Origin of the sequence: Tolypothrix tenuis PCC 7101 (assembly GCF_963874875.1) — a bacterium.
GTDB lineage: Bacteria > Cyanobacteriota > Cyanobacteriia > Cyanobacteriales > Nostocaceae > Aulosira > Aulosira tenue.
Map to the genome: position 1 here is coordinate 5,507,959 of NZ_CAWNJS010000001.1, position 13,517 is coordinate 5,521,475.

At 39.9% G+C, this 13,517-nt stretch carries 11 protein-coding genes; 7 read left to right on the plus strand and 4 right to left on the minus strand.

Features of this window, described 5'->3' with window-relative positions:
• Positions 1–13 precede the first annotated feature (13 nt).
• The 4 genes from AACU25_RS21760 to AACU25_RS21775 form a co-directional block, all read right to left on the minus strand.
• Complete coding sequence (locus AACU25_RS21760; RefSeq protein WP_096579196.1) at positions 14–2,284, minus strand: transglycosylase domain-containing protein; 2,271 nt, start codon at positions 2,282–2,284, stop codon at positions 14–16.
• 424 nt (positions 2,285–2,708) lie between these two features.
• On the minus strand, positions 2,709–3,350 hold the full coding sequence (locus AACU25_RS21765; RefSeq protein ID WP_190445943.1) for a hypothetical protein: 642 nt from the start codon (positions 3,348–3,350) through the stop codon (positions 2,709–2,711).
• A gap of 293 nt (positions 3,351–3,643) precedes the next feature.
• On the minus strand, positions 3,644–4,120 hold the full coding sequence (gene lspA / locus AACU25_RS21770) for a signal peptidase II (protein ID WP_096579200.1): 477 nt from the start codon (positions 4,118–4,120) through the stop codon (positions 3,644–3,646).
• Between the two features lie 114 nt (positions 4,121–4,234).
• Entirely contained in the window at positions 4,235–4,822 is a 588-nt protein-coding gene (locus tag AACU25_RS21775; protein ID WP_096579202.1) for a biotin transporter BioY, read from the minus strand.
• Positions 4,823–5,362: 540 nt separating this feature from the next.
• Between AACU25_RS21775 and pstS the strand changes: the two genes are divergently transcribed.
• The 7 genes from pstS to AACU25_RS21810 all read left to right on the plus strand — a co-directional run bounded on the left by pstS (position 5,363) and on the right by AACU25_RS21810 (position 13,335).
• Positions 5,363–6,535 carry a phosphate ABC transporter substrate-binding protein PstS gene (pstS, locus tag AACU25_RS21780; protein WP_096579204.1) on the plus strand — a complete coding sequence of 391 codons (1,173 nt, stop codon included), beginning with the start codon at positions 5,363–5,365 and terminating at the stop codon, positions 6,533–6,535.
• A gap of 212 nt (positions 6,536–6,747) precedes the next feature.
• A complete protein-coding gene (pstC, locus tag AACU25_RS21785; RefSeq protein ID WP_096579205.1) occupies positions 6,748–7,698 on the plus strand; it encodes a phosphate ABC transporter permease subunit PstC in 951 nt (316 codons plus the stop codon).
• Positions 7,699–7,717: 19 nt separating this feature from the next.
• Complete coding sequence (gene pstA, locus AACU25_RS21790) at positions 7,718–8,599, plus strand: phosphate ABC transporter permease PstA (RefSeq protein ID WP_096579207.1); 882 nt, start codon at positions 7,718–7,720, stop codon at positions 8,597–8,599.
• Between the two features lie 55 nt (positions 8,600–8,654).
• A complete protein-coding gene (gene pstB, locus AACU25_RS21795; RefSeq protein WP_096579209.1) occupies positions 8,655–9,461 on the plus strand; it encodes a phosphate ABC transporter ATP-binding protein PstB in 807 nt (268 codons plus the stop codon).
• Between the two features lie 272 nt (positions 9,462–9,733).
• Positions 9,734–11,905, plus strand: a complete 2,172-nt coding sequence (locus AACU25_RS21800) for a DEAD/DEAH box helicase (RefSeq protein WP_096579211.1) — start codon at positions 9,734–9,736, stop codon at positions 11,903–11,905.
• 319 nt (positions 11,906–12,224) lie between these two features.
• Positions 12,225–12,704, plus strand: a complete 480-nt coding sequence (locus AACU25_RS21805; protein WP_096579213.1) for an ankyrin repeat domain-containing protein — start codon at positions 12,225–12,227, stop codon at positions 12,702–12,704.
• A 49-nt stretch (positions 12,705–12,753) separates the two neighbouring features.
• Positions 12,754–13,335: a hypothetical protein gene (locus AACU25_RS21810; protein ID WP_321206842.1), complete on the plus strand. Its 582-nt coding sequence runs from the start codon at positions 12,754–12,756 to the stop codon at positions 13,333–13,335.
• Positions 13,336–13,517 lie beyond the last annotated feature (182 nt).

Genomic DNA, 13,517 nt, shown 5'->3' on the forward strand with positions numbered 1-13,517 from the left:
GACTCTTGACTCTTTACTTCACAATTCGTCCCATATAATTCCCCCATAGCTGGGCTGCTTGAGCGCTACTACCAGAAGTGGGGGAATTGTTGTCGTTTCCTAACCAAATACCAGTTACTAAGCGACGGCTAGGAATAAAACCGATAAACCACAAGTCAACGTTTTTATCGGTTGTACCTGTTTTACCAGCTTCTCCTAATCCCAAAGCCGCACTTCTACCTGTACCTCTAGTAACTACTCCGCGCATCAAAGTTGTCATTTGATCGGCTACGTCATCAGATAGTACTCGTCTATTGGCATCAGGATCTTGGTCAAAGGAGTAAATTACTCGACAGGTTTTTAAATCTTTGCGATCGCGGCAATCGCTACTGTCTAAAATTCTACTAATGGCATGGGGGCGATTCCATACTCCCCGATTACCAATTGCGCCAAAAGCACCAGTCATTTCCAAAACATCAACGACGCTTTGACCTAGCACTAAACCGGGAACAGGATCGAGTGGTGACTTTACCCCTAAACGTTGGGCCATAGCTACGACTTTATTTAAGCCAATTTCCCGCGCCACCCGCAAAGCAATCGGATTTTCTGAAAGAGCCAAACCTGTAGCTATATCTAAACTAGCACCAGCACCAGCACGACAAGGTTTATAGGTAAAGCCTTGCCAAGTTAAAGGCGCGCAGGAATAGCTTCTATATGGTGAAATTCCTTGCTGAATCGCCGCGGTGTAAGCAAAAATTTTAAAGGTGGAACCTGGTTGTCTTTTAGCTTGAACTGCACGATTAAATTGACTTTTTTTGTAATCCGTGCCTCCTACCATTGCCAAAATTCCACCAGTACTGGAATCCAAGGTCACCATCGCCCCCTGAGAAAAGCCAAAACTAGCACCTGAGTTATTGACTGAATTGCGTAAGGAGGCTTCAGCTTGCGCTTGTATTCCCAGATCTAGCTGGGTTTCAATAATATAATTGCCCTCTTTTGCGGCTCCCTCCCCCAAAATTTGTTCTAATTCTTGGTAGACATAGTTATAAAAATAAGGACTGAGAGTTTTAGCTTGCTGTTCGCAGACTTTAGGGCTAACCTGCACAGTGGAACGTCTAGCGCGGTTAGCATCCTCCGTTTTAATTTGGCCCATTTCCACCATCCGCTTAATCACGCGATTGCGGTATTCAGCAGCTTGCAGCTTATTTTGACCATCGCCACAAAAATCAAAAGCGTTAGGGCCGGGTAAAATTCCTACCAAGGTTGCTGCTTCTGCCAAAGTTAAATCTTTAGCCGACTTCTCAAAGTAATATTTAGCAGCATCCTCAAAACCGGAGGTATCCCCACCTAAAAATACGCGGTTTAAATATGTCAGCAAAATTTCGTCTTTGCTGTAAAAAGTCTCTAGTTTTAACGCTACTACTGCTTCCCGCAATTTCCGTCCCAGAGAATCTTGCCTACCTACATAATCACGGAATAAACTCCGGGCAACTTGCTGGGTAACAGTACTCGCACCTTGCTGCACATCACCACTGCGGCTGTTAATTAATACAGCGCGTAAAATCCCCAATGGATCAACCCCAACGTGCCAGTAATAACGACTATCTTCGGAAGCAATCACCGCTTTGGGTAGATAAGGGCCAAAATCCTCCAACCGCTTCATATCTACGTGAGATGTGGTTCTGGGTTCGCGCAGTGGGGTAGCACCATCACGGGCGTATACAATTACTGGCGCACGGGTAGCTGTAGGTAAAGGCCTCACGGAAAATTTCAACCATTCCACGCCAATTGCTAAAGCTACTAAAGCACTTACACCCCCAACACCATAAGCAGTCCAAGTTGCTGCTTTCACATACCAAGCTGGTGGGTCGATATATTGTAACCGCACAGAAGCTGCTAGTTCTGGCGGGCCTAAGGTAAAAATATCACCGTGACGTAATTCTAAAGAACTAATACGTCGCTTCCCACGGTAAATACCATTGGTGGAATTCTCGTCTTTAATCACAAAAACGGGAGTGCGCTGCGTAGAATCCCGTGATAATGACAAGTGAATTTGGCTAACTACCGGGTTACGGATCACTATATCGCAGGATTTAGAACTACGACCTAACACATAGCGATCGCCCAACAATGGATAAACCTCTGCCTTATCTGACCCCGCATCCTGCACCAAGAGTTCCGGTACTTTAGCATTAGGTTTGAGCGCTAGTTTGGAAAAATCTACTCTAGCTTGAATCGTATGTACGGCTTGTGTCAGTTGACCAAGTATAGTTTGTGGCTTTTGGGGGGGTTGGGGGGAACTCATCGGCTACTTACAGCACGGCTATTAATAAAGAATCGGCAGATTACAATCTGAATGGTTGTCTTACCCTATTTTAATCACAAGCCAAAGCATAAATTGGCTATACTGATTTTTTCAAATTTGATAATACACTTACGCAATCTATATTAAGCGTATTTACGATATTAATCGTGAACACTTATTTACATATTCAATAATTTTTATGATGCAACGATAATGCTGATTATATCTAGTGTTAATGTTATTCATAGGCAGTGTATAGCGATTTGCTTTTGTCATCTTAGCAACTGATAATGAAAAAATAATCGATGTAAATTTTACCGCTTCAACAGATATAAAGCACGCTAAAGCCAAAATGTATATCCCTATTTAGACAGATTTTATAATTAACTTTGTTTGTTTTAATGGGCCGAGTGTTCCGTTGAGGTTAATTCAGAATGAAGGGAAAATCTCTGAGCCTGATTGGTACAGCTCTAACTTTGGCTTTAAGTGCTAATGTTGCTGCAGCCCAGTCTAGTAAATCCTCCATTGCCCAAGCTGATAGCTCGTCCACTAGTGCACCAACGGAAATCAAAATGTCACCAGAAGGCATGAAGATTCTGTGTGAATACTTTCCGCTTAATTCCCGTTGTCCTGGTGGCGCAGCAGTTAACACTGGTAGTCCTAGCACTGGTTCTACAACCAGCCCCACCAGCCCCACTCCTGAGAATAATACAACACCAGGGCCCAGCGTTACACCAGGGTCTACTAAACCTGACAGCATAACACCAGGCACGACCACTATACCTGGGACTAGTCCTTCCGATACAAATACAACACCAGGGACTGCCCCTTCGGATACAACTACTCCCGCACCAGGTAGCACATCTACCCCTGAATCTACCCCTGAGTCTGGTAGCCCCACAAAGATTACTCCAGCAACACCAGGCAGCACTACTAGCCCAGATTCTGGCAGTACCAATAAAATGACTCCAGTACCAGGCAGCACTACCATTCCTGAATCTGGTACTCCTGGTAGTGTAGCTCCAGCAACACCAGGTAGCACAACTACCCCAGATTCTTCTACCATGCCAAGCAGTACTACTGAACCCAGTACTTCTCCATTACAGCCTTCTAAATAGTGGTTTACCTAAAGCTCTAGCTCATGGTAATTAAAAACTAATTTAGATTGTTGGCTGTCAAAATTTTAACAATATCTGTAAAAATTTGAGCTAATAAAAGCCTGGGAGAATTAATTTCCAGGCTTTTCTTATTACGTGGTCAGTGTATGTGCTTTTCCCTACTTTTTATATGAATGAAGATGGGAGAGTTGGGAAAAATCACAAATACCAAATAGCTACAAACAAATAACAACAGCTTGATTTACCTTGTCCTGTTATTGGAAGTTGGTGTTTTTTGCCAAGAAGCAATTAGCAAACAAACAATACCAATACTAATAAATGAATCTGCCATATTAAATACAGCAAAATTAATCAGCCGAAAATCGAGAAAATCAACCACATAACCTAAAATAAACCGATCAATACCATTGCCCATAGCTCCACCTAAAATCAAGCCATAGCCCAACTGATCCCAAAAATTTAACAAGGGGCCAAATAATGCCACTCCAATTAAAACTAAACTAACTGCTAAAGATAGCCAACGCAACCACTCTACTTTGCCACTTAAAAGACTAAAAGCAGCACCAGTATTAGTCACATAGGTGAAGTGAAATATATCTGGTAATAAGGGTAGTGTTTGTCCCAATTTAAAGGTTTGTACTATCCAATATTTTGTTAATTGGTCTATGAAAAAAGCGATGAGGGCGGCGATCCAGAACAGGTTATTTTTTAAACGCATGAAATTAGGGACTAGAGACTAGGGGCTAGATAATAGAGATTAGGAATAAAAAAGAAAATTTTATTGTATTTTTAATCTTTATCGCCTAACCTATATTGCTGATTTTCTCAAGAATTAATAAAACATTAAATGACGTAATATATATGCTATTACTGTGACGGCACAGACTACAGTAAATTGTCCTGGCAATACTGACCAGGAATATCTGAAGATTGCTTGTATTAATGTCAAGTTTTCTGTGCCTTGCCACTGGAAAAAATAGCTAATCATCAAATAACTAATACCGCAGATGTGGACAGATAACAAGCCACAAAGACAACTAAAAGCTAGGGTTTCTAATCTAGGTCTGGCTTTAAAGGCTAAAAAACCACAAATCCAAGCCCCCGGAATAAAACCTAGTAGATAACCAAAGTGAGCTAATTTAACGTAACCAATACCACCACCTTCAGAAAAAACAGGTAGCAAGGTTAAACCCATCACTAAATAAGCAATTTGGGAGAGTGCCCCAGCATTTTTACCTCCTAAACAACCTACTAGTAGCACCGCACCAATTTGATAGCTAACACCCAAAGAAAAAGTTTGAATTCTGTGCTGACTCCAACTCCAAGGTAAGCTAACACCATAGGCTTCAAGGAAGGTGCCCCCCATTGTCAGGAGTAAGCCAATCATAGACCATAATAATTGATTGGAAGCGGCAAACATTATATAAATATAGAAGGAATAAGCAAGCTCAACAAGCTACAACAAACACGACAGATATTAGTATGCAAATTTAATTTGTGCTAGCACTTGCAGCAGTAGATATAATTTTGTGCTTTTCAGTTAAATTTGTTAGCGATCGCTCCTTGTGTAGATCAGATTATACTGAGTATTAATTTATCGCTTAAGCGTGGTTTTAATAGCTGAAAATAGTACTAACTGCTTGGCAGTGGTCTAAAAATTAAAGTCGTATATATTATCACTTTTTGCTTGAATTGAATAATTTTTTCTGGCTTGAGCCCCTAACACTACATTAATCAACAGACTTTGTAAATATATACATTAATAATTAACTCAGCATTATTGATTAAATGTCCCATAACGAGGTATAAATTTTATCATTTAATAAATAATTATATTTGAAAAATTCATCTAAAAAAGACAGAGATTTTTTACTTTGTTAACCTTTTGTTTACCTTAGATTTTACCTTGGAGAGGTATTCTAGAAGCGCTCACTTGGAAGTTGACTAAAATTTGACAGCAATGCACTTACGTACAAGCGCAACCAAATATATTCGTATAGCAGCTTCAATATCAGTGTTAGCACTGACATTTAGCTTAACTGCTTGCGGTGGACAGCAAACAGATAACACAGCTACCAAGGAGACACCTGGTACTGCTACAGATGCTACTGCCTCCAATCCTGGTAAAACCTTAGATCTTGGTGGAAATATCAGCTTGACTGGAGCTGGTGCTTCCTTTCCAGCACCTCTGTACGCAAGTTGGTTTACTGATTTGAACAAAAAATATCCTAACTTGCAAGTTAACTATCAATCAGTTGGTAGTGGTGCTGGTGTTGAGCAATTTATCAAAGGTACTGTAGACTTTGGTGCTAGCGATGTTGCCATGAAGGATGATGAAATCCAGAAGGTACAAAAGGGTGTAATTTTGTTGCCTGTAACTGCTGGTAGTATTGTGCTAGCTTACAACTTGCCTGATGTTCCAGAACTAAAACTCCCACGAGCAGTTTACACAGATATTTTACTAGGTAAAATCAAGTCCTGGGATGATCCCTTAATTGCTAAGGCTAACCCTAACGCTAAACTGCCGAAACAGCCAATTTCAGTTATATATCGTTCTGATGGTAGCGGTACAACAGGCGTATTTACCAAACACCTTAGTGCTATCAGTCCAGAATGGAAGACTAAAGTAGGTGAAGGTAAAAGTGTAAAATGGCCTGTAGGTGTTGGTGCTAAGGGTAATGAAGGTGTCACTGCCCAAATTCAACAAACTCAAGGTTCAATTGGTTACATTGAATATGGCTACGCCAAACAAAATAATCTCAAATTTGCGGCTCTAGAAAATAAAGGCGGTCAATTTATTACACCGAATGATGCCTCTGCATCTAAAACTTTAGAATCAGTAACTTTGCCAGAAAATTTGCGGGAATTTATTACAGATCCAGAAGGTGCAGAATCCTATCCCATCGTTACTTATACTTGGATTTTGGCATACAAAAAATATGATAATGCTGCCAAAGGCAAGGCAGTAGAGGCAATGATCGAGTACGCTTTAACTGATGGGCAAAAGTTAGCCACTGAACTAGGATATGTTCCCTTACCTCAAAATGTGATTACTAAGGTAGCGACTGCTGCCGATCAAATCAGTCCAGACTATAAGATTGCTGTTGGTGGCAATACCAGTGCTAGTAAATAGCGATTTTTAACTTGAAAGTCAAGAGCTATATTATGGGAGCATATATTAGTCAAACTAAATTGACTAAGTAAATTATATAGACTTGTCGCTTACTTGGCGCTCCCCAATACTTAATCCTGATTTTGAGTTAAATAGGATTAATTGGCGACAATCTTATCTAATTTGGTTCTCTCCCACATTTTTCTCGATCTATATTGTTAAAGTCAGTATTCATGGCTACAAATACTCATAATCTGCTCTCAGCTATTAAAAGTCGTTCTGGAATAGATAAGTCGCTGGATCGGGGCTTTATTTGGCTGACGCGGATTTTTGCATTGGGAATCGCTGCTACTTTATTGTGGATTACCTTACAAGTTAGTATTGGTGCTTGGCCTGCCATTCAACAGTTTGGTGCTGGCTTTCTAGCCCAGAGCAATTGGAACCCAGTTAACAACCAATATGGGGTACTACCGCAAGTTTATGGAACTCTAGTGAGTTCTTTTATTGGTTTATTGCTAGCTGTACCCATTGGTGTTGGTACTGCTGTTTTACTAAGTGAAAATTTTCTGCCATCGAAAATACGCTTGGTATTGGTATTTTTGGTGGAACTACTCGCTGCTATTCCCAGCGTTGTTTACGGCATTTGGGGAATTTTTGTATTAGTCCCAATTATTACCAATGTGGGAAAATGGCTCAATAGTTCCTTGGGCTTTTTACCCATTTTTAGTACTCCTCCCTCTGGCCCTGGAATGTTGCCAGCTGGAGTAATTTTAGCAATCATGACTTTGCCCATCATTACAGCTATATCTCGTGATGCCTTAATTTCCATCCCTCCTAGTTTGCGTCAAGCAGCTGTAGGGCTGGGTGCAACCCGTTGGGAAACAATTTTTCAAGTTTTGATTCCTGCGGCTTTTTCGGGTATCGTCAGTGCTGTGATGTTGGCCCTGGGTCGGGCGATGGGAGAAACAATGGCGGTGACGATGTTAATTGGGAACTCTAATAACATCAGTTTTTCACTGTTAGCGCCAGCCAATACAATTTCTTCCTTACTAGCCAATCAATTTTCGGAGGCTAGTGGTTTGCAAGTAGCAGCTTTGATGTATGCTGCTTTAGTTTTGTTTGTTTTAACACTAATAGTTAATATTTTTGCCGAGTTAATTGTTCTTCGTATGAAGCGAATTTAGGGTGGTTGTAGGTTGAATTATGACTACTAGTTATCCGGAAAGCAGCCTAACACGCGCCCCCATGTCTAAGCGGACACTGTTTAATACAGTGATGACCGTTGTTGCATTTATCTGTGGGGCATTGGCGCTTTTACCTTTGTTGGCCGTGCTTTCGTATGTGCTGATTCAAGGCTTTAGCAGTCTCAGTCCCAGTATATTTACAGAATTACCGCCAGCACCTCTAAGAAAGGGAGGCGGTTTTGGTAATGCGATTTTAGGTACGCTGTTGATGGTCGGAATTGGTGCCTTGATTAGTATCCCCTTTGGGGTTTTGGCAGCAATTTATTTAACAGAATTTAGTTCCGGTAAAATTGCGAGAGTTGTGCGGTTTGCTACCAATATCCTTAGTGGTGTGCCCTCAATTATTGCTGGGGTGTTTGCCTATGGAATTATAGTTTTAACCTTAGTAAAGCTCAACTTGGGTTCTTACTCGGCCATAGGTGGTGGTTTTGCTTTAGCAATTTTGATGTTGCCAATTATTGTACGTACAACTGATGAAGCATTGCAATTAGTCTCACAAGATTTACGGCAAGCATCTTTGGGCTTAGGCGCTACGAAATTTCAAACTGTAGCACAAGTAGTATTGCCAGCAGCTTTACCAGCAATTGTCACTGGGATCACGCTAGCGATCGCAAGAGCAGCTGGAGAAACTGCGCCATTATTATTTACAGCTTTGTTCTCACAATTTTGGCCCAGTAGCTTATTCCAACCAACAGCATCGCTGGCTGTGTTGGTTTATAACTTCGCGATTACTCCCTTTAAAAATTTACAGTCACTAGCTTGGGCAGCGTCGCTAATTTTAGTGTTGATGGTGCTGATTACCAGTATCATTGCACGTTGGGCAACTCGCCAAAAAGCTTAGTGCAACCTAATCTCTAGGGCATATTAACTACCCCAAACTTACACTAGACTATTTTATGGCTACTAACATTAGCACAGTTAATGGTACTGACACCGTTTTACGTACAGAGAACCTGAACATTTATTACGGCAACTTTTTAGCTGTGCGGGATATTTGGCTAGATATCCCCAAAAACCGGGTTACAGCATTTATCGGCCCATCTGGTTGTGGTAAAAGTACATTGCTGAGATGTTACAACCGTCTCAATGACCTAATTGAATCCTTCCGCGCAGAAGGCAAAGTTTATTATTACGATAAAAATCTGTATGCACCCGACATTGATCCAGTAGAGGTGCGACGGCGAATTGGGATGGTATTTCAAAGACCAAATCCATTCCCTAAATCTATTTACGACAATATTGCTTTTGGTGCAAGAATTAACGGCTATAAAGGTAATATGGATGAGTTAGTAGAGCGCAGCCTTAAACAAGCAGCTCTATGGGATGAAGTTAAAGACAAGCTGCGCCAAAGTGCTTTTGCTTTATCTGGTGGACAACAGCAGCGCTTGTGTATTGCGAGAGCGATCGCAGTACAACCAGAAATTATCTTAATGGATGAACCATGTTCAGCGCTTGACCCCATCTCTACGTTGCGAGTTGAAGAACTGATTCACGAACTCAAAGAGAAATACACCATTGTGATCGTGACTCATAATATGCAACAAGCTGCACGGGTTTCTGACAAGACAGCGTTTTTCAATGTCCAACAGTCAGACAAAGGCGGTCGTAGCGGCTATTTGGTAGAATATGATGCGACCGAATTGATTTTCAACAATCCGCAGCAGCAAGATACCAAAGATTATGTGAGCGGTAGATTTGGTTAATTAATAGACATATTGCTAGGCGCAATCATGAGAGGTTTGCACTTATGTAAACATTACTCTGTTAATTCCCATTAAAGTGGATGAAGCGCAAGTGTGACTGTTAAAGCTGACAGTCACTAAATTTTATCAAAATTATTGAGAATTTTTCTGATTAATTTTTTTAGAATATCAAACTAAGATTCCCAGTTTCATCAATAAACGGGGAATTTTGTTTTTCATAACTGATTAAAACTGCTATATAATGCTGAACAAAATTTGCAACAAAATATCCTATGAGCGATACTTTTAATCGCCTAGCACCGTTTATTCAAGAATATATTTACGAGCATAATTGGACGGAATTACGTCCAGCACAGATTGCTGCTTGTCAAGTTATCTTTGATACTGATGCTCACTTGCTAGTGGCGGCTGCAACGGCTGCAGGAAAAACAGAAGCGGCATTTTTACCTGTAGTAACTCAATTACATGAAAAACCTTCGACTACCATCGGTGCATTATATATTGGCCCCATTAAAGCCTTAATTAATGACCAATTTGAGCGTCTCAATGGCTTGCTAAAAGCGGCAGATATCCCAGTATGGCATTGGCATGGTGATGTGAGTCAAAGTCATAAAAATAAGCTTTTAAAGAACCCTAAAGGGATTCTGCAAATTACACCAGAATCATTAGAAAGCTTATTAGTGAATAAACACCATGAATTAACTCGCTTATTTGGCGATTTACGGTTTGTGGTAATTGATGAAATTCATGCTTTTATGGGTTCGGAACGCGGTTGTCAAATTATTTGTCAATTGCAACGTTTGGCAAACATTACACAAAAACAACCCAGAAGAATTGGTTTATCAGCCACACTTGGCGATTACTCAATGGCAGAAGATTGGTTACGTTCGGGAACTGAAAAGTCAGTAATTACGCCAAAAATTGAAGCAGGTAAACGCCAGATTAAATTAGCTGTAGAACATTTTTATCTTAATGATGAAGTTGATGAAATAGAAGTAACTCCATACGATAGATATTTATTTAATCTGAGTCAATCGCGCAAGTGTCTGATTTTTGCAAATAATCGCACGCAAACGGAATCTGTGATTGCATCCTTAAGGCGAATTGCTAGCGAACAAGCATCACCAGACATTTATCATGTACATCACGGTAGTATATCTGCTAGTTTGCGACAACAGGCGGAAAATGCGATGCGCGAACCGCATAATCCAGCAGTTACAGCTGCTACTCTCACTCTAGAATTAGGTATAGATATTGGTCATTTAGAAAGAGTACTTCAGTTAGATTCACCCTTATCTGTAGCTAGTTTTTTACAACGTTTAGGACGTACTGGGAGAAGAGGTGAAGCTGCAGATATGCGCTTTATTTGTGCAGAAAATCAACCATCATTAGAAGCACCCCTCCCCGAACAAATTCCTTGGCAATTACTGCAATGTATTGCAATTATTCAACTTTATTTAGAAGAACGTTGGATCGAACCGATAAAGCCTGTAAAATACCCTTTAAGTTTGCTTTATCACCAAACAATGAGTATTTTAGTAGCGACAGGTGAACTTTCACCTACAGCTTTAGCTAAACAAGTGTTCAGCCTACCACCATTTGCAGAAATTTCTCCAGAAGATTTTAAATTATTGCTACGCTATTTAATTGATATTGACCATATTCATAAAACAGAAACAGGTAAATTAATTATTGGTTTGGCTGGTGAAAAGATTGTCAACAAGTTTCAATTTTATGCCGTCTTTGCTGATAGTCAAGAATATACTGTGAAGCAAGGGGGAACAGAAATTGGTAGTATTTTAAAGCCACCTCCTGTGGGTAATCAATTTGCTTTAGCTGGTAGAAGTTGGGAAGTAGTAGAAATTGACTTTAAAAAAAGGGTAATTACTGCTAAACCAATAGAAGGTAAAGCTAGCATTTATTGGCGTGGTGGTAGTGGAATTATCCATACCAAAGTTTTGCAAAGAATGCGGCAAGTATTGCTCGAAGATTTAGAATATAGCTACTTACAAACTAATGCTTTGCAAGCGTTACAAAAAACTCGGCAATTATTTATAAAAGCTGGGTTAGATCAACAGAATATATTGAGATTAGAAAATGGTAAATGTTGTATATTCCCTTGGATGGGAACTTTAGCTTACCGCACATTAGAAAGATGGCTCAATTATTGTTGTCGAGAATCTTTAGAAATTAAAAGTATTGGTGGGGTAAATCCTTATTATCTGATACTTAAATTAGGAAAGGATAAATTTCCATATTTGGCTACAGAAATTGCAGCATTGGCAGAAGAAAGAATTACACCGGAATATTTAATCAGTGAAGCAGAAGCACCAGAACTACAAAAATATGATGAATTTATTCCTTACCCGCTATTACGTAAAGCTTTTATTAATGATTATTTAGATATTGAAGAATTAAAGCTGCAAGTTGCACAGTGGTCATAGTATTTTGGATTTTGCGGAAAGTTGTGTGTTGGGGTTCTCCCCGCCCTTGCAAACTTTCCTTGGCGTAGCCTCTCTCTTTGGGAGAAGACGAATTTTGAATTCGGAGCGCAGCGAAGTGACAATCGCAACGTTTGTTCGTATCGTATTGTCCGAGCAAATTTATGTCAAGATTTTTTATCCTACCATAAAATAATTCTGCAAGAGGTCTTTTGTTCTTAGATGTACAAAAGCTAAATTCTTTACTGATGTTTTTACCTATGGCTTGATCATTGGGTGAAAATTTTGGGTATCAAATAGGCAATGTTGAAATAGGTAAAGTATGAGTAAAAAATTAGTAGACGCAGTCAAGACTAATGATATTAACCTGGCAAAACAACTGATTGCTCAAGGTGCGGATGTCAACCAAACAGATAGTAGTGGTAATAGCTTGTTAATTGTGAGTTCTGCCAACGGTAATGCGGCAATGGTAAAGTTGCTAATTGATGCTGGTGCTGATATTAATGCTGTAGACTCCAGTATGAAAGCAACTGCACTACACGCAGCTGCTTATTTAAGACATCCAGAAGTAATGCAGGTATTAGTTGATCATGGTATTGATATCAATGCTCAAGGCCCTTATAACGGCTATACTGCTTTACATGATGCTGTTTGGCAAAATAATATCGAAGGTGTCAAGATTTTAGTAAAATCAGGTGCTAATTTAAATATTAAAGGGAATAACGGTGCTACACCGCTAGAATTAGCAACTCAGAGTAGGCATAAAGAGATTGTTGAAATTCTCAAAGCAGCTAGTTCTTAATTAATCAAGCAATCCGGAACTCGATATTGGCATAGTTGATAGTAATTATGTGTTACTACCTGAACGACCTTGGTTAACGACTGTTGTTGATACGTTCTCCAGTTATGTTCTAGGTTTCCATTTATGGATAAAACAACCTGGTTCTGCTGAAGTCGCTCTTGCCTTAAGACATTCTATATTACCCAAGCAGTATCCCCATGACTATGAACTGAACAAAGCTTGGGGATACAGCCCTCCTTTTCAATACTTTTTTACTGATGGCGGAAAAGATTTTCGCTCTAAACATCTTAAAACCATCGGCAAGAAACTGGGATTTCAATGTGAGTTGTGCGATCGCCCAAACCAAGGTGGTATTGTAGAACGGATTTTTAAAACAATTAATACTCAAGTTCTCAAAGACTTACCTGGTTATACAGGATCTAATGTTCAGGAACGTCCTGAAAATGCAGAAAAGGAAGCTTGTTTGACCATACAGGATTTGGACAAGGTTTTAGCTAGTTTCTTTTGTGATGATTATAACTATCAACCTGATCCCAAAGATCCCCTCATCGATGGAGTTCCACAAAAGGCGATCGCAGTCTCTTCTCGGAGACGAAAAATTCAGTTTATAGACTTCGCAAGGTTAAGGTGAATGCTCCACTATTTTTTGCGGTTTGTAACAATAGAGAAACGCAGAAGCCTCGCTAAAGGCGATCGCACTCTCCAAGTTAAAATCACAAAGATGATCGCACAGCCTCAATAATAATTACTAATTTATCATTCCGGCTTTCTCAGTAAAACTAGCAGCAAAAAAGAGTACAATACCCCAAAAAG